Origin of the sequence: Bacteroides sp. Ga6A2 (assembly GCF_000702225.1) — a bacterium.
Taxonomy (GTDB): Bacteria; Bacteroidota; Bacteroidia; order Bacteroidales; family Bacteroidaceae; genus Ga6A1.
Genome location: NZ_JNKX01000011.1, coordinates 109,918 through 126,928, shown reverse-complemented (window position 1 = coordinate 126,928; position 17,011 = coordinate 109,918). Strand labels below are relative to the sequence as shown.

Below are 17,011 nucleotides of genomic sequence, written 5' to 3'. Positions count from 1 at the left end.
AGTAGGCTGATGCGTGCGTCCATCGTGCGCAGATGTTTTTCTTTTTTTCATAAAAACGACGTGTGTCTGATGCTGGTTCTGGCATCGGATTATCTGTGTTTTTCATATTTAAAAGAATTATGTTTCAGAAACTTATAAAATTCTCTATAGAGAACAAACTTACAATATGCCTGCTCACCGTGGCTCTCGTGGTATGGGGCGGATGGTCGCTTTCGCAATTACCGTTCGACTCAACGCCCGACATAACCAACAATCAGGTGCAGGTGATAGCACAAGCGCCGTCGTTGGGCGCACAGGAGGTTGAACAGTTCATTACAACGCCCGTTGAGATGGCTCTCGCCAATATTCCGAGGGTAGAGGAGAGGCGAAGCATAAGCCGAAGCGGACTGTCGGTAATTACGCTCGTCTTCGACGATGATGCCGACATCTACTGGGCGCGCCAGCAGGTGAGCCAGCAACTGAAAGAAGCCGAAGAAGTGCTTCCGAACGATAAAGGCTCGGTTGAACTTGCACCGGTATCTACCGGACTTGGCGAGATTTATCATTACACAATACGTGCAAAGAAGGGCTACGAAGACAAATTCTCGCTAACTGACTTGCGAACGATGCAAGACTGGATTGTGCGCAAACAACTGTCGGGAACCGAGGGCGTTGCCGAGGTGAGCGGCTGGGGTGGATTCGTAAAGCAGTATGAGGTTGCCGTTGATGCCGACCGCCTGAATGCTTCGGGCTTGACCGTTGCCGACATTTACGACGCTCTCGAAGCCGGAAACGAGAACACCGGCGGAAGTTACATCGAAAAGAATAGCAATCAATATTTCATTCGCGGAATAGGTCTTGCCACCTCGCTCGAGGACATCGAGAAAATTCCAGTTAAGACCGTTTCGGATGCGCCTATTCTGGTGCGCGACGTGGCAGAGGTCAGGTTTGGCTCGGCTACGCGATACGGCGCAGTTACGCGCAACGGCGAGGGCGAGGTTGTTGCCGGCATAACGCTGATGCTCAAGGGTGAGAACTTTCAGAAGGTTATAAAAAACGTGAAGGAACGCATGGCGCAGATTCAGAAAAGTCTGCCCGAAGGCGTTGTTATTGAGCCGTTTATCGACCGCACTCAACTTGTAGACCGCGTTACGGGAACAATCACACGAAATCTCATCGAGGGCGGACTGATAGTTGTTTTCATCCTCGTGTTGTTTCTTGGCAATTATCGTGCCGGACTGGTTGTTGCATCGGTCATTCCGCTGTCAATGCTCTTTGCCTTCGGAATGATGAAACTCTTCGGGGTTGGCGGAAATCTGATGAGTCTTGGCGCAATAGACTTCGGTCTGATTGTCGATGGCGCGGTAATCATCGTCGAGGCCGTGTGCCATCATATCGCCATCGGACGCGATAAATATCAAGGTGCGCGTCTCACTCAGAAGCAGATGGACGACGAGGTTCTTCTGTCGGCATCGAAGATTCGCAAGAGTGCGGCGTTTGGCGAAATCATCATCATGACCGTCTATCTGCCTTTGCTCACGCTTGTGGGCATAGAAGGCAAGATGTTCCGTCCAATGGCTCTCACGATATTCTTTGCCATCCTCGGAGCGTTCATTTTGTCGCTCACATACGTTCCGATGGCGAGCGCAATGTTTCTGAGCAAGGCAAGCACGCACAAGCCAAATCTGTCGGACAGACTGATTGAGAAACTACGCAGTTTGTATCAGCCAGTCATCACCAAAAGTCTGGATTGGAGCAAGACTCTCATCGCATCAATGGTAGCGCTGTTTCTGATAAGCCTCCTCATATTTTTCCGCTTGGGCGGAGAATTCATTCCGAGCCTCGAAGAAGGCGATTTTGCCGCCGAGGTGAGCATGGCGCAGGGAACATCGCTCTCGCAGATGGTTAAGACCACCACTCAGGCCGAGAAGATTCTGAAATCGCAGTTTCCCGAAGTGAAGCAGGCGGTAACCCGAATAGGAAGTGCCGAGATTCCGACCGACCCGATGCCCGTTGAGCGCGCCGACCTTCTTATCTCGCTTATTCCAAAAGCCGAATGGACATCTGCCAAGACAACCGAAGAGCTGATGGAGAAGATGGAGGCCGCGCTGAGTGTTATTCCCGGAATGGAAGTGGAGATGACGCAGCCTATTCAGATGCGCAACAACGAGTTGATTACTGGCATCAGACAAGACGTGGCGATAAAAATCTACGGCAACGACCTCGATGTTCTGGAGGCCTCGGCAAATAAGGTGGCATCGCTTATAAAGCGCGTCGATGGCATTACCGAGCCGTTTGTTGAGCAGGTTCAGGGCTTGCCGCAAATTCAGGTTAAGTACGACCGCGACAGACTGGCGAGATACGGCATCTCAATTTCTACTGCCAATCGCGTGCTCGAGGCTGCCTTTGCTGGCAGGCGCACCGGATATGTGTTCGAGGAGGACCGCCGTTTCGACATGGTTGTGCGCATTGACGATGCCTTGCGAAACGATGTGGCATCGCTCGAAGAACTCTATCTGCCTTTGCCCGACGGCGGAACCGTTCCGTTGCGACAGGTGGCCGACATCAGTTTCGAGGATGCTCCGGCACAGGTTACGCACGAGGACGGACAGCGGCGCATCTACGTTGGCTTCAACGTTCGTGGACGCGATGTTCAGAGTACCGTCGAGGAGATTCAGCAGATTCTCGACAAGGAACTAAAACTGCCTGCCGGATATTACTACACCTACGGCGGTCAGTTCCAGAATCTTCAGCAGGCAACCGACAGACTTCTCGTTGCCGTTCCGCTGGCACTTTTGGTCATCATCTGTCTGCTCTACGCAACGCTCAAGAATCTGCGCGAAACGCTTTTCGTTTTCTCTGCCATTCCGCTCTCTGCCATCGGTGGCGTGTGGACTCTCTGGCTGCGCGATATGCCTTTCAGCATCTCTGCCGGAGTGGGATTTATCGCCTTGTTTGGTGTTGCGGTTCTCAACGGAATCGTGCTCATCGGTCAGTTTAACACACTCGAGAAAGAGGGCGTTGCTGATGTCAGAAAAAGGGTGGTTGAAGGATGTATGCTGAGGCTTCGCCCCGTTGTGATGACGGCTTTGGTGGCATCGCTCGGATTTTTGCCGATGGCACTTTCTACAGGCGACGGAGCCGAGGTTCAGTGTCCGCTTGCAACCGTCGTCATCGGCGGACTTCTCACCGCCACGATTCTTACGCTCGTGGTTCTGCCGTCAATCTACAAGACATTCACAAAACATCAGGAAGCATGAAAAAAATCATCATATTTTTCTTCGGATTGATGCCGATTTTGTCGTCGGCTCAAGAACGTGCCGTTACGCTGCAAGAGTGCATCAGCCTTGCGCTCGAGAATAATCTCGACATGAAGGCTGGGCGAATTTCGGTAGACAAGGCGCGCGATTTGCAAGGCACGACGTTCGATATCGACAGAACGTCGCTGACGTTGAGCCAAGACCCAACTTCGGGCGGAAATCCCGACAACGGAATCAGCCTGAGCCAGTCGTTCGAGTTTCCGACGGTCTATGCCGCTCGCCGCAAGTATCTGAAAGCCGAGACTGCCGTGGCGCAGAGTACGCTCGAACTCACTCGCAACGAGGTTGTTAAAAACGTCAGCTCGTGCTATTACGCGCTTCTCCACGCTCGTCGCACGGTCGAGATTCTGAAGGCGCAGGACAGCATCTGCACTCGCTTCGTAGCCATCGCCACGGCAAAGCATCGTGCAGGCGAGTCGGGCAATTTGGAGCAGATGAATGCCGAGCGTGTGAGCAACGAGAACCTTTTCCGCTTGCAGAAAGCCGAGGCTGATTATCAGTCGGCTCTGTTGGCGTTGCGCCAGATTACGAATGTCGATGAGCTGATTGTTCCGTCTGAATCGGGACTTCTTGCCATTCAGCAGCCGTTGCCGACAGACGATTTTATGTTCAGTCAGACAGCTCTCGGCGAAGTATTCTCGGCTCGCACAACAGCCTCGGAACGCAATCTCAGTCTTGCCAAACAAGGCTTTCTGCCGGGGCTGACCATCGGTTTTACCGAGCAGATGCTTATCAAGGGCTTCAATCCTTATAACATCGACCGAACGAGGTTCGAGAAGGGCAATTTCATGGGTTTCGAGGTGGGCATCAGCATTCCGCTGTTCTGGGGCGGACAGAATGCTAAGCTGAAGGCAGCTCGTCGCGATGTTGAACTTGCCGAAATCGCTCTCCGTAAGGCAGAACAAAAAATGAACATGGCTTACAGCAACGCTCTGACCGAATTTCAGCGGGCGCAGAAGGTGCTCGATTACTATACTCGTCAGGGCAACGCGCAGGGCGAGAAGATGGCTCGGCTGTCGCAGATTTCCTACGAAAACGGCGAAATCGGCTACGTTGAATACATTCAGAATCTTCAGACTGCGCTCGATGTTCAACTTCGTTTTGCCGATGCGGTGAACGACTATAATCAGGCAATAATCAATTTGAAATTTATTAAAGGAGAAGAAAAATGAAAACATCAAAGATAATCATTGCAGCATGTGCGCTCATTGCCTTTGCATCGTGCTCGCAGAATAAAAATACAGAAAATCTGGAGGCTGAAGAGGAAAATCACGAGGAACTCGTTCTTACTCAGACGCAGATGAACACCGTCGGAATCGCTCTCGGGCATGTTGAGGAGAAAGAACTCGGCGGCGCGATAAAGGCAAACGGCGAGTTGCGCCTTAACCCTCAGGACAAGGCAGACGTAACTCCAATTGTCGGCGGAATTGTGCGCCAGATTTGTGTTGTCGAGGGGCAGAAAGTGAGAGTCGGTCAGACGGTGGCATACATCGAGAATACCGAAATAGTTGAGGTTCAGAAAAACTATCTTGTGGCGCTAAAGGAGACCGAGGTTGCCAAGCAGGAGATGCAGCGGCAGAAATCGCTCGCGGCACAGGGCGCAGGCGTGCAGAAAACGCTTCAGCAGGCAACGGCAGACTATGAGATTTCGAATGCTCGGCTCACGGGACTTCTGCATCAGCTAAGGCAGATGGGCATTAGTCCAAAGCAAGTGGCCAACGGTAAAATAGTAACCCGAATCCCCGTCTGCGCATCGCTTTCGGGCGTTGTTGGCAAGGTCTTTGTCAGCACCGGAAGTTATGTCGATGCCACCGCTCCGCTTATGCAGATTGCCGACAATTCGGCCGTTTATGCCAGTCTGAATGTGTTCGAACGCAACATCGCCCAAGTCGAGGTGGGGCAGGATGCCGATTTGGTGGTTACGAACAGTCCCGGCATGCATCTGAAGGGGCGTGTGCAGCAGATAAACCGCAGTTTCGATGCCGATACCAAGGCGGTTTCCGTACATGTGCGCATCGTTGGCAAGGATGCGTCGGACCTCATTGCCGGAATGTACGTTTCGGGAAGCATCAAGACCGGACAGAAAAAAGTCAAGGCTCTGCCCGATAATGCCATTGTCCGTGCCGAGGGCAGAAAGTTTGTCTTTGTGCTCGACGAAACTACGACTGAGGGCGGCGAAAAGTCGTTTCGTTTCAGACGTGCCGAGGTGGTTACCGGCGTGAGTGAACAGTGCTACACGCAGGTTGATTTTGTAACTCCGGCAGATGCCGATGCAACCGTGGTTACCGACAATGCCTTCTATCTGGCATCTATGGCAGCCGACCATGGTGAAGAATGATGGCTTAAACCCAAATCGGTCGTTAGAAGTATATAATTCCGTGGTTAGGTTTGTAAAAACTTGAAAATAAGCCACTTGCAAAGTCGTTTTTCTAATGGCGGTCATTAGAAAAATCAATTTGTAAAGCATTTGTTATCAGGCAATTATAAAAGCAACCACGAAAACAGTCATCCTAATAACCGATTTGGGTTAAAAAAACAGAAATTCGGTAGGTTTCCATCTGCGGAGACCTGCCGAATTCTCTAAAATAAATACTTTTCAATATCTACATCTTGAAACAGAATTGGAGTTTCGAGAATTTCTTCTGTTCTCTTAAAATCAAATCCTTCTTCAATTTCGAAAGAACGATATCGAATAACCTTATAGAGATAAAATTGTCCTTTCTGATATTTAAAAAGAAAAATAGTATTGCCAAAATACTTATTATGTCCCCAACTGTAGAAGATTTTAAATCCCTCTTTTGTATCATCTATTCCTTCGAAGGTTTTGTTACCACCTACACTAACAAGGTTTTGGGAAACAATAGTTTTGTTTTTATACAAATTGATAGCCCCTTCATGTTCATCTTCTGGTTTTTCCCAGAACTTCAAACTGTATTCAGACAAAGAGCCTCGTAAGTGAGTTTCAAGACCGAGTAGATCTCTTAGCCCTGATTTATTACTGGAAGCATCATCAGAGTAAGCATTATATACAAAGTCGTCCACTTTCCATTTGCCATTCTCTAATAGCATTACCAACTGATATTCTGATTTGCTCTCCCCATTCGAAACTTTAATGTCAACAGTTGCTGTTGTATCTGATAGTTGCGTGAATTTGCCAATCTTAAAAGACGGATAATAAGCAAAATCATCGCATATCCAATGATTATAGTACGAGTCTGGATAGGATTTATTATATTCCTTTTCCAAGGAATACAATTCCGATGACAAATACAGCGAATCTAAAACTTCGGCTTTTGTCTTCATGAAATTATGCTTGTAAATATTAGACACAAAGTTGCGGAGCGTATCTTGCGCATTTACAGAGACTTTCTGTCGCGTTTTATCTGTAATGTCAGATTGGCTTGTTTTGGGGTTGCAGCCGCAAATGATGGGCAGAAAAATGATGGCTAAGTAAAGGCTTTTCACTTTTTAGCAATTATCAGAAATACATCAGCAAATATATACAAATCTTGCGTTATGTGCAAAAAATACAGCATAATAAAGGCGCACCGTAATCGCTATGGCACGCCTTCTGTCTGTTTGTTACCTAAAACTATCCTCTTTACCTTAATAACCCTAGTATCTTTAACTTACTTTTTGAAGTATCTGTTGTATAAGCCTTGGAATCCGGCTCCGTGTCTTGCCTCGTCTCTTGCCATTTCGTGGATAGAGTCGTGGATGGCGTCTAGATTCTCGTTCTTGGCAATCTTTGCCAGATGTGCCTTGCCCTCGCATGCACCGGCCTCGGCATTCATGCGCTTTTCAACGTTGGTCTTTGTGTCCCAAACCAGTTCGCCCAGCATCTCGCAAATCTTGGCTGCGTGTTCTGCTTCTTCCCATGCGTAGCGTTTAAACGCCTCGGCAATCTCTGGGTAGCCTTCGCGGTCGGCCTGTCGGCTCATTGCCAGATACATTCCAACCTCGCTGCATTCGCCGTTAAAGTGGTCGTGCAATCCTTGCAGAAGTTCGGGATTTATACCCTTGGCAATTCCGAGGGTATGCTCGCATACGAAAGTAAGACTTCCGTCGTTCTTAACCTCAGTAAACTTATCTGATTTTGCTCCGCATTGTGGACACTTTTCCGGAGCTTCTGTACCTTCGTAAATATAGCCGCAAACAGCACAAATAAATTTTTTCTTCATATCTTGATGTATTAAAGTTAAGTTCTATTTTATAATATTTGTTTGGTATTCGCAAAGATAAAAAATAAAATCTAAAAAACAAATATTTTGTTAAGAAATTTCGTAAATAAAATGCCTTGTTTCCGTTTGCCGAAAAATAAATATTTGGCAGGGTGGCAGAATCGTTTAAAAATATTTAACTTTGCCCCGACAAAAATAAAAAATAGTATGAAATACGGTTTCGTTAAGGTTGCGGCTGCTGTTCCTGCTGTGAAGGTTGCCGACTGTGAGTTTAATGTTGAGCACATTATTTCTATGATAAAAAAGGCAGATGAACAGAAGGTGGACGTCATCTGTTTTCCCGAATTGTGTATAACGGGCTACACCTGCCAAGATTTGTTCTTCAACTCGCTTCTGCTTGATGAGGCTGAGAAGGCACTCGACCGGATTGTAGGCGAGACTGCCGATTTGGAGATTCTGGCTATTGTAGGTTTGCCGCTTCGCCTTAACGGATGCCTCTACAACATGGCTGCCTTGGTTCAGGAGGGACGCGTGATAGGCTATGTTCCTAAGACTTACATGCCAAACTACAAGGAATTTTACGAACTCCGCTGGTTCTCGTCGGCAGACAACTTGCTGAACGATACGGTTTTCCGCTCATCGCTCGACTTGGAGAACGATATCAACGGATACGTTTATATAAATAAGGTGTTCAGTAGCAGCAAGTTCAATTTCGGAATTGAACTTTGCGAGGATTTGTGGGCTGTAAATCCGCCGAGCAACGAGCTTGTGCTGAAGGGAGCTGACATCATCTTCAACCTGTCGGGAAGCAACGAAGTAATCGGAAAGCATAACTATCGCATGAACCTCATCTCGTCTCAGTCGGCACGCTGTATGGCCGGATATGTGTACGCATCGTGCGGATTCGGCGAGTCTACGCAAGACCTCGTCTTTGCCGGAAACGCCTACATCTGCGAGAACGGCTCGTTCATTGCGCAGAGCCGCCGCTTCGACTACGACGAGCAGCTTGTTTTGGGCGAGATTGATGTTGAGAAAATCAGAAACGAGCGTATGGTTAACAAAACCTACTCGCAGACGCTTCTTCAGCGAACCGAGAAAGACAACGATTTCGTGACCTTCGTTGAACGCGACAGATTTAATCAGGAGGCTGATTTAGAACTTACGAGACGAGTAAATCCGCATCCGTTTGTTCCAACAGGAAAGGCTCTCGATGAGAGATGCGAGGAAATATTCAACATTCAGGTTGCCGGACTCGCAAAGCGCATTGTTCATACTAACGCGCAGACCGTGGTGCTCGGCATTTCGGGCGGATTGGATTCAACCTTGGCTCTGCTTGTCTGCGTAAAGACATTCGACAAACTGAAGCGCGACCGCAAGGGCATTGTGGGCGTAACGATGCCGGGCTTCGGAACAACGGGAAGAACATACAACAACTCTATAAAACTGATGGAGTCGCTCGGCATAACGATGCGCGAAATCAGCATAAAAGATGCTTGCATTCAGCATTTTAAGGATATAAATCATCCGCTCGACGATTATAGCGTAACGTACGAGAACGGTCAGGCGCGCGAGAGAACTCAGGTGCTGATGGATGTTGCCAACCAGATGAACGGCTTTGTTGTTGGAACTGGCGACTTGTCGGAACTTGCTCTTGGCTGGGCAACATACAATGCCGACCACATGAGCAATTACGGCGTAAATTGCAGCATTCCAAAGACCTTAGTAAAGCATCTGGTGGCATGGGTCGCAAATTCGGATGTGGTGAACGAACTGGCTCGCACAACGCTTCTCGACATCGTCGATACGCCTATCAGTCCCGAACTCATCCCGGCAGATGAGAACGGCAATATCAAGCAGAAAACCGAGGATTTGGTCGGTCCTTACGAGTTGCACGACTTCTTCCTTTACAATATGCTGCGATTCGGCTTCCGCCCTTCAAAAATCTACTATCTTGCAAAAATTGCTTTCCAAAAGCAGAACGAAGAGGGCAGAATGGCGGCGGAAAGCGGCGACACATCGTACAATACGAAATACGTTTCTGCCGGCATTGTTGGATATTACGACGACGAGACGATAAAGAAGTGGCTAAAGACATTCTGCCGCCGCTTCTTCACTCAGCAGTTCAAGCGTTCGTGCTTGCCTGATGGTCCTAAGGTTGGTAGCGTAACACTCAGTCCGCGAGGTGATTGGCGTATGCCGAGCGATGCTTCGTACAATCTTTGGGTAAAGGAATGTGAAAATCTGTAGATTATTAAAAATAACAATAAGATGCGAAAGGTAATAGGAATAGGAGAGACTATTCTCGACATTATTTTCAGGAACGAGCAGCCTGTGGCGGCGGTTCCGGGAGGTTCTACTTTCAACGGGGTGATTTCGCTTGGCAGATGCGGTGTGCCCGTATCGATGATTACGGAAATCGGCAACGACCACGTTGGCAACAATATCATCAACTTCATGAAAGAGAACGGCGTCGGAACGGAATACGTTAGTGTGTATCCCGAAGGAAAATCGCCCATTTCGCTGGCTTTCCTCGATGAGAATAACGATGCCAACTATTCGTTTTACAAGGATTACAACAAGAATAATTTCGAACTTGTATTGCCTGAGATAAACCGCGACGACATCGTGATGTTTGGCTCGTATTTCGTTATAAATCCGGTGCTCAGACCAAAGACTCTGCAATTTTTGCAGTATGCCCACGAGCGCGGTGCAATTCTGTATTACGACATAAACTATCGCGCCAACCATAAAGACGAGTTTGTGCGACTTCAGTCGTCAATCCTCGAAAACATGGAGATGTGCAGCGTTTTCCGCGGTTCGGCCGATGATTTTGATGTGATGTACGGAATGCACGATGCCGACCGCCTTTTCGACGAGAAACTAAAGTTTCATGTGCCTTGCTTCATCTGCACCAACGCTGGTAAGAGCGTTTCGCTGCGCACGGCAAACTTCAGCGGCGAGTACGATGTTAAGCAGGTTGAGACGGTGAGCACCATCGGCGCGGGCGATAACTTCAACGCCGGCTTTGTTTACGGTCTGATTAAGTATGATGTCTGCAAGAACGACCTTCAAAATCTGTCGGCAGAGCAATGGCAAAAACTCATAGAGTGCGCCACCGATTTCTCGGCCGAGGTGTGCCAGAGTGTTAACAATTCAGTTTCGAAAGAATTCGGTGCAAGCCGCAGACTATAAAAAGAAATGCCTTTCATCCTGCTGATTTTCAGAATGAAAGGCATTTCTGTTTTTATCCCGCATTTTTCATCTGTTCAAGAAGCGATTTCTGCTTGTCCGACAGCGACTCGGGCAGCGTAACGTTGTACGTTATAATAAGATCAGAATAATATCCGTTGCTCTTCGGCTTGCCCTTTCCGGCAAGTTTAACCTTTGTGCCGTTTTGCGTGCAAGGCTTAACCTTTAGTTTGATTTTGCTGCCGCTTGGAGTCTGAACAATGACTTCGCCGCCAAGCAGAGCGGTGTACATGTCGATGTTTACGGTGCTTTGTGTCTCGTCGGGTTCAGGCTGAGAATGACAACTGCCGCCGCATCCGCCAGAACTATGTCTTCGGCCGCCGCCCATTCCGCCAAACATCTGGCTGAAGATGTCGCCGAGGTCGGACGTGTTGAAGCCGCCTCCGCCGAAACCTCCTCCGAAAGGATTTCCGCCGCCAAACGGATTGCCTCCGCCAAAGCCGCCTGCACCTCCAAACGGATCGCCGCCCATCTTGCTCATGTTCTCCCAATTCTCGCCATACTGGTCGTAGAGTTTGCGCTTGTTCTCGTCGCCCAGCACGTTGTAAGCCTCCTGAAGTTTCTTGAACTTGGCTTCGGCCTTCGGATCGTCGGGATGCAAGTCGGGATGGAACTGCTTGCTTCTCTTGCGGTAAGCACTCTTAATGTCCTTCTGCGGAGTGTTTCTGTCAATACCTAGAACTTTGTAGTAATCAACTGCCATAATAGTTTTTTTGTTTTGTACTCTGCAAAATAAATGCCATTCAGTTGCACGAAACGCGATTTTTTGCTAAATTCGCATTGCAAATAACAAGTGATGAGAAACAATAAGGAAGTCAGACTAAAATTCGTTCATTGTACAGATATTCACGGCAATTATTTTCCGTACGATTTCATTCGCGACCGTTCGGGAAATGCCAGTATCGGAAGCCTGTGCCGACTGCACACTTACGTTGCTGAACAGCGCGAGAAATACAAAGATGCGCTCGTTCTGCTCGACGGTGGCGACATGCTTCAGGGGCAGCCGTCGGCATATTTCTACAATGTTGTTGATACGCGCTCAAGGCATCTAGCGGCGCAGATGATGAATTACATGAAATTCGATGCCTGCACCATCGGAAACCACGACATTGAGACGGGGCACGAGGTTTACGACCGTTTCGTTGAGCAATGCGAATTTCCGATTCTGGCGGCAAATATTCTGAACGAAAAGACTGGCGAGCCTTATTTTACACCTTATATAGTAATTCATCGCGAAGGCGTTAAGATTGCCGTGCTCGGACTAACGTCGCCGATGCTTGCCAACTGGTTTCCGCATCGCCTTTGGAGCGGTCTGAAGCCTGTCGATATGCTCGAGTCTGCCAAATATTGGGTAAATCGTATCAAGGAAGAAGAGAAGCCCGATGTTCTTGTTGGATTGTTCCATTCGGGCAAGGACGAGGGAATGGTGATGCCCAACGGCAAGGAGAACGCATCGTGGGAGGTGGCTCAGCAAGTGCCGGGATTCGACATTGTTTTCTTTGGGCACGACCATGTGCGCCGTCTCGACTGGGTTGAGAACACCTGCGGTGAAAAGGTCTGCTGCATCGACCCGGGAGCCAATGCCTACAAGGTAAGCGATGTGGAGATGATTGTAACGAAGTGCGACGGCAAGGTTGTTGATAAGAAGATAATTCCGCAACTTGCCGACATTCATGATTTAGACATCAATGGTAACGAACTTTTTCAGCAGTTCCGCGCGCAGTATTATGCCGTAAAGAGTTACGTCTCTCATCGTGTGGGCGAGATTAAGCATCAGATTGAGGAGAACAAGGCGTATTTCGGTCCGTGTGCCTTTGTCGATTTCATTCATCAGGTTCAACTCGACAAAACGGGGGCTGACGTGAGCTTTGCCGCGCCTCTGTCGTACAATTCGGTGCTTCGCGGCGGCGCGCTTACCATGCGCGATATGTTCAAGTTCTACCGATACGAAAATTCGCTCTACACAATGCGCCTGAAGGGCAGCGAGATAAAGGATTATCTGGAATACAGTTACATGAAGTGGGTCGACGTTATGACTTCGCCCGACGACCATCTGCTGCTGCTCGACACAACGAACGCGCCGCGCCATTACGGTTTCAAAAATCCGAATTTCAACTTCGATTCGGCTGTCGGAATCGTCTATGAGGTCGATGTAACTAAACCTGCCGGCGAGAAGATTTCGATAAAAAGTATGCGAAACGGCGAGCCTTTCAGCATGGATGCCGATTATATTGTGGCGATGAATGCCTATCGTGCCAACGGCGGTGGCGAGATTCTGACGAAGGGCTGCGGAATTCCGCACGATGAACTTGAAAGCAGGGTGGTGGATGCCACGCCTTACGACATCAGATATTACATTACTGAATATATCGAGAAAAAACAACGGATTGACCCTAAGCCATTCAACAACTGGAAGTTTGTGCCCGAGGACTGGTGCCGGAAGGCGGCTGCGAGAGATGCACGCTTGCTCTTCGACGACTAATTTTTCTGCTGGCAGAAGCCGATAAGTTGGTCGTAGCGCGCTCCGAAAGGATGGTAGTAGACGAAAATCTGATATTCGTTTCGGGTTTCGTGAAAATTGCCTTCGATGTCGGCAAGAGGCTTGCCTTTCTGGTTGGTATACAAGTAGTTGTACTGACCTTGCTTAAGTAATACTGCTTGTTCGTAGCGTTGCGTAAGCGTATTGTATTGCATCTCGTACTCCGGAATGAAACAGCCGCCGGTAAATGCGCCGTTTATAAAAACTCGCTCATTAACAAGCGGTTCGCTTTTCAGACTGAAGTGTACGAGCATATAGTCGCTCTCGGTGTCGATATCCTCGCGATTCTCGTTTCGGATGTAGAAAAGTCCGTTTTTATCCTCGTCGTACGAGTAGTTTTGGCGCGGCTCATCTTCGAACAGAAAAACATCGAAATGTTCTTCAGCCTTGTTCCACCTTATGCGGTCAACGCCCATCGTTCCGTTAAGATGGTTTGTAACTTCAAAGCGTCGGTATTCATTGTTTCCGTCGAAAATCAAATCTCTGTTGTGCTCAAATTTCAGAGCCGAACTGCTTATGTAACTCGGCTCGACGCTCCGTCGGGTTTCGTATCGTCGGTTTTGCGTAACGATGGTTGTCAGTTCCGTTTTGCAGTCGTTAATGCGCATCGATGTCAGATTCATGCTGATGTCGAGTTGTTGGCTCGTTGTTCGGTTATTGATATCGGTGTTTCCCGAAATTGTCGCTCCGACGAGGATTTTTCTGTCAACGACATAGAAATTTGTGGTGAACGACGGCTCTTCTTCACTTTTTCCATCTTCGAAGACTATAAGTTTGTAGTTTCCAGATAGTTTGAACTGAATCTGTTCGTTTGGCAGCGCGATGGAGTAGTGGTTGAACGGAACTGTCGTGTTCATCGATTGCGCGTAGTCGTCAATTGTCTGGTCGTTGAATCCGCTGATGTATTCCGAGTCGAGCATGTCGGTTGGCTGCCAGTTGCGGTCGCAATGGCGGATGGTGTAATGAAACTTCCGGTAATCGTGCGACAACTCGTCGAACGAGATGTTTATCTGCATATCGTCGTTCAGTCCGATTATAGGTAGCTGGCTCCAGTCGTTGTTTGCCACGCACTGAACAGAATGAATGTTGCGGTCGCTCACAACCGTATTTTGAGCCTTGGCAGCCGTGCAGATAAAGGTTGTCGCTATGATTAGCCAGATGTTTTTCATTACTTAAAATTTAGTTCGGAGAATGTCTTTTTGCCGTTCAGATGATAGGCTTTCAGCAGACTTTTATTCCACCATTCAGCCGGATATTTGTTGGTTGCGAGAGCCATATTCTGCTTTCTGATGTCCTTGTAAAGCGTCTTTCTGAGTTTTTTGAACTCCTTTCGCGCTCTGATAACCGCCTTTGCGTCGCCCATCTGCATCTTAAGGGCAAAAACGAGTATGGCAAGCATGTCGAACCAGAATCGCACAATCATAATGCGCTTCAGACAATCGTCTGGAACGTTTTTGTAGAGCATCAGCAGATTGTTTCTGAAGTTCAGGAACGTCTTGAACGGATTGTTTTTCGGAAGAGTTCCGCCGCCAACATGAAAGACCTTGCTGTCGGGGATGCACACGATGCCTCTGCCGCGCGAACGGAGTCGCCAACAGAAGTCAATCTCTTCCATGTGTGCAAAGAATTTCGGGTCGAGTCCGCCAACGCTGTGAAAATCGGCCGAGCGAACCATCAAAGCCGCGCCCGTTGCCCACATAACAGATGCCGGTTCGTCGTACTGCCCGTTGTCTTTCTCTACCGTGTCGAAAATTCTTCCGCGGCAGAAAGGGTAGCCGTACTTGTCGATGTAGCCTCCTGCGGCCCCGGCGTACTCGAATGTGGAATGGTCGTGCGCGCTCAGAATCTTAGGCTGGCACGCCGCCACATCTGGGTTGGAGTCGAGATACTGAAGCATCGGCTCAATCCAGTTTTCAGTAACCTCAACGTCGCTGTTTAGCAGAATGTAATATTCAGCCTCGATGCGTTTCAGGGCGATGTTGTAGCCTTGTGCAAAGCCGTAGTTCATGTCGAGTTGTTCAATTCTCACGCCCGGAAACTCGGCTTTCAGCATTTCTACCGATGAGTCGGTCGATGCGTTGTCGGCAACGCAGACTTCAAAATCTTCGCCATTGCTGAATTTGAGCACCGAAGGGAGATATTTTCGCAGCATCTCCTTGCCATTCCAGTTTAGTATTACTATCGAAACTCTTTTCATGCCAAAACTCCTTCAAGTGCCGTTCCGTTGTGGTTGAAGCCTTTTAACTCTATGTTTACAATGGTGTTTATCAGCTCCATATTCTCGTCGATCGGTTCAATCTCGACCTTAATGTAATTATCTGTAAATCCGTGGATAGGCATTCCAACCTTCGGCTTCTCCAGCAGAACCGGACGGGTTGTGCCGATGAATCTCTCGTAAAAATCATGTAGTTTTCTGTCCGAGAGAGCCAAAAGCCTCTGGCTGCGCTCATGCTTTACTTCGGGCGATACCACATAGTCTATTTTCAAGGCCTGAGTGCCCGGACGCTCGCTGTAACTGAACACGTGCAACTGCGAGATTGGCAGCGACTCGATGAATCGGTAGGCCTCCTCAAAATATTCGTCGGTCTCGCCTCGGGTGCCCACGATTACGTCAACGCCGAAGAATGCATCTGGCATTTTCTGGCGGATGTAGTTAATTTTCTCGGCAAAGAATTCGGTTGTGTAGCGGCGGTGCATCAGTTTCAAGACGCTGTTGCTGCCGCTTTGCAACGGAATATGAAAGTGCGGCATGAATGCTTTCGACTCGGCGCAATAGTCAACAATCTCATTTGTAATCAAGTTTGGCTCAATTGATGAAATTCGGTATCTTTCAATGCCTTCAACTTGGTCGAGGGCCTTTACAAGGTCTGCGAAATTCTCGTTTGTAGAGTGTCCGAAGTCGCCGATGTTCACGCCTGTCAGAACGATTTCCTTTCCGCCTTCCTGAACCACCTCTTCGGCTTGTTTCACGAGCGATGCGATAGAACCGTTTCGGCTGTTTCCGCGCGCAATAGGAATGGTGCAGTATGTGCAATAGTAGTTGCAACCGTCTTGAACCTTCAGGAAATATCGGGTGCGGTCGCCGCACGAGCACGACGGTGCGAACGATTTAATATCCTTCGTTGCCACCTGATGAAACTCGTGCAGATGCGAGTCGCCCTCGCCGTTTTGCATCCGCTGAACCATTGCCTCGGACATGTATTCGATTATTTGTCCTTTCTGCTCGGCTCCCAGAACAAGGTCTACCCCCTTTATGGCAGCCACTTGCTCGGGTTTGAGCTGTGCGTAGCAGCCTATAACCACTACGAATGCTCCCGGATTCTCGCGCACAAGTTTGTTTATGGCATGACGACCTTTCTGGTCGGCAACCTCGGTAACCGAACATGTGTTGATTATGCAGATGTCGGCAATTTCGTTTTCTCCGGCTTTTTCAACGCCGATGTTTTTCAGCGATTTGCCTATCGACGATGTTTCGGCAAAGTTCAACTTGCATCCGAGCGTGTAGAAAGCCACTTTTTTATGCTGGAATATTGATAAATCAATCATTTTTTACCTTATAATATATCTTTGGCAAAGATACTGCAAAACGATAGCCAGACAAAATAAAATGAATTTAATTTTTGTGTAAAAACACTATTGTAGAACATTTTTATCGTGTTTTATTTGAACTGTATTGTTTTGGACGCTAAAGTAATGCTAAAAATGTAAATCTGTAATACCTTGAAAATAAAACAGTTATAAAA

The 17,011-nt window shown here is 48.3% G+C and carries 12 protein-coding genes; 6 read left to right on the top strand and 6 right to left on the bottom strand.

The window, feature by feature from the left end:
• Positions 1-119 precede the first annotated feature (119 nt).
• From T538_RS16970 to T538_RS0102880, 3 genes are read left to right on the top strand one after another with little or no spacing between them, the layout of a single operon-like run.
• Positions 120-3,239, top strand: coding sequence for an efflux RND transporter permease subunit (locus T538_RS16970; RefSeq protein WP_034538772.1), 3,120 nt, complete (start codon positions 120-122; stop codon positions 3,237-3,239).
• Complete coding sequence (locus tag T538_RS17960) at positions 3,236-4,471, top strand: TolC family protein (RefSeq protein ID WP_034538771.1); 1,236 nt, start codon at positions 3,236-3,238, stop codon at positions 4,469-4,471. The genes T538_RS16970 and T538_RS17960 overlap by 4 nt, the downstream gene beginning before the upstream one ends.
• A complete protein-coding gene (locus T538_RS0102880) occupies positions 4,468-5,637 on the top strand; it encodes an efflux RND transporter periplasmic adaptor subunit (protein WP_031532033.1) in 1,170 nt (389 codons plus the stop codon). The genes T538_RS17960 and T538_RS0102880 overlap by 4 nt, the downstream gene beginning before the upstream one ends.
• Positions 5,638-5,879: 242 nt before the next feature.
• On the opposite strand, the gene T538_RS0102875 is transcribed toward T538_RS0102880, so the two are convergent.
• Positions 5,880-6,764 (bottom strand): nuclear transport factor 2 family protein, encoded by an 885-nt coding sequence (locus tag T538_RS0102875; RefSeq protein WP_031540764.1) that lies wholly within the window; start codon positions 6,762-6,764, stop codon positions 5,880-5,882.
• Positions 6,765-6,928: 164 nt separating this feature from the next.
• The gene (locus T538_RS0102870) at positions 6,929-7,480 is read right to left on the bottom strand and encodes an NADH peroxidase (protein WP_031532031.1); all 552 of its coding nucleotides are present in this window, start codon (positions 7,478-7,480) and stop codon (positions 6,929-6,931) included.
• A gap of 207 nt (positions 7,481-7,687) precedes the next feature.
• Here T538_RS0102870 and T538_RS0102865 point away from each other — a divergent pair, with 207 nt between their 5' ends.
• Together T538_RS0102865 and T538_RS0102860 are read left to right on the top strand one after the other, a co-directional pair.
• On the top strand, positions 7,688-9,727 hold the full coding sequence (locus T538_RS0102865) for an NAD(+) synthase (RefSeq protein WP_031532030.1): 2,040 nt from the start codon (positions 7,688-7,690) through the stop codon (positions 9,725-9,727).
• A 21-nt stretch (positions 9,728-9,748) separates the two neighbouring features.
• Complete coding sequence (locus tag T538_RS0102860; protein WP_031532028.1) at positions 9,749-10,672, top strand: carbohydrate kinase family protein; 924 nt, start codon at positions 9,749-9,751, stop codon at positions 10,670-10,672.
• 52 nt (positions 10,673-10,724) lie between these two features.
• Here the strand turns inward: T538_RS0102860 and T538_RS0102855 are convergent, their stop codons facing one another.
• Positions 10,725-11,435 carry a DnaJ domain-containing protein gene (locus tag T538_RS0102855; RefSeq protein ID WP_155992965.1) on the bottom strand — a complete coding sequence of 237 codons (711 nt, stop codon included), beginning with the start codon at positions 11,433-11,435 and terminating at the stop codon, positions 10,725-10,727.
• 90 nt (positions 11,436-11,525) lie between these two features.
• Here T538_RS0102855 and T538_RS0102850 point away from each other — a divergent pair, with 90 nt between their 5' ends.
• Positions 11,526-13,211, top strand: a complete 1,686-nt coding sequence (locus tag T538_RS0102850) for a bifunctional metallophosphatase/5'-nucleotidase (RefSeq protein WP_034538769.1) — start codon at positions 11,526-11,528, stop codon at positions 13,209-13,211.
• Here T538_RS0102850 and T538_RS0102845 read toward each other — a convergent pair.
• Genes T538_RS0102845 through mtaB form a run of 3 tightly spaced genes read right to left on the bottom strand, consistent with a single transcriptional unit; the run spans position 13,208 to position 16,814 of the window.
• Positions 13,208-14,437: a type IX secretion system plug protein gene (locus T538_RS0102845; protein ID WP_031532025.1), complete on the bottom strand. Its 1,230-nt coding sequence runs from the start codon at positions 14,435-14,437 to the stop codon at positions 13,208-13,210. The genes T538_RS0102850 and T538_RS0102845 overlap by 4 nt on opposite strands.
• Entirely contained in the window at positions 14,437-15,465 is a 1,029-nt protein-coding gene (locus T538_RS0102840) for a glycosyltransferase family 2 protein (RefSeq protein WP_031532023.1), read from the bottom strand. The genes T538_RS0102845 and T538_RS0102840 overlap by 1 nt, the downstream gene beginning before the upstream one ends.
• Entirely contained in the window at positions 15,462-16,814 is a 1,353-nt protein-coding gene (mtaB, locus tag T538_RS0102835; protein WP_031532021.1) for a tRNA (N(6)-L-threonylcarbamoyladenosine(37)-C(2))-methylthiotransferase MtaB, read from the bottom strand. Before mtaB ends, T538_RS0102840 begins: the two co-directional genes overlap by 4 nt.
• Positions 16,815-17,011 lie beyond the last annotated feature (197 nt).

Excerpts from the sequence above, each read along its gene's own strand:
- T538_RS0102840 (WP_031532023.1), bottom strand. The coding sequence starts at position 15,465 with ATGAAAAGAGTTTCGATAGTAATACTAAACTGGAATGGCAAGGAGATG.
- mtaB (WP_031532021.1), bottom strand. The coding sequence starts at position 16,814 with ATGATTGATTTATCAATATTCCAGCATAAAAAAGTGGCTTTCTACACG.
- T538_RS17960 (WP_034538771.1), top strand. The coding sequence starts at position 3,236 with ATGAAAAAAATCATCATATTTTTCTTCGGATTGATGCCGATTTTGTCG.
- T538_RS0102845 (WP_031532025.1), bottom strand. The coding sequence starts at position 14,437 with ATGAAAAACATCTGGCTAATCATAGCGACAACCTTTATCTGCACGGCT.
- T538_RS0102880 (WP_031532033.1), top strand. The coding sequence starts at position 4,468 with ATGAAAACATCAAAGATAATCATTGCAGCATGTGCGCTCATTGCCTTT.
- T538_RS0102870 (WP_031532031.1), bottom strand. The coding sequence starts at position 7,480 with ATGAAGAAAAAATTTATTTGTGCTGTTTGCGGCTATATTTACGAAGGT.
- T538_RS0102860 (WP_031532028.1), top strand. The coding sequence starts at position 9,749 with ATGCGAAAGGTAATAGGAATAGGAGAGACTATTCTCGACATTATTTTC.
- T538_RS0102850 (WP_034538769.1), top strand. The coding sequence starts at position 11,526 with ATGAGAAACAATAAGGAAGTCAGACTAAAATTCGTTCATTGTACAGAT.
- T538_RS0102865 (WP_031532030.1), top strand. The coding sequence starts at position 7,688 with ATGAAATACGGTTTCGTTAAGGTTGCGGCTGCTGTTCCTGCTGTGAAG.
- T538_RS16970 (WP_034538772.1), top strand. The coding sequence starts at position 120 with ATGTTTCAGAAACTTATAAAATTCTCTATAGAGAACAAACTTACAATA.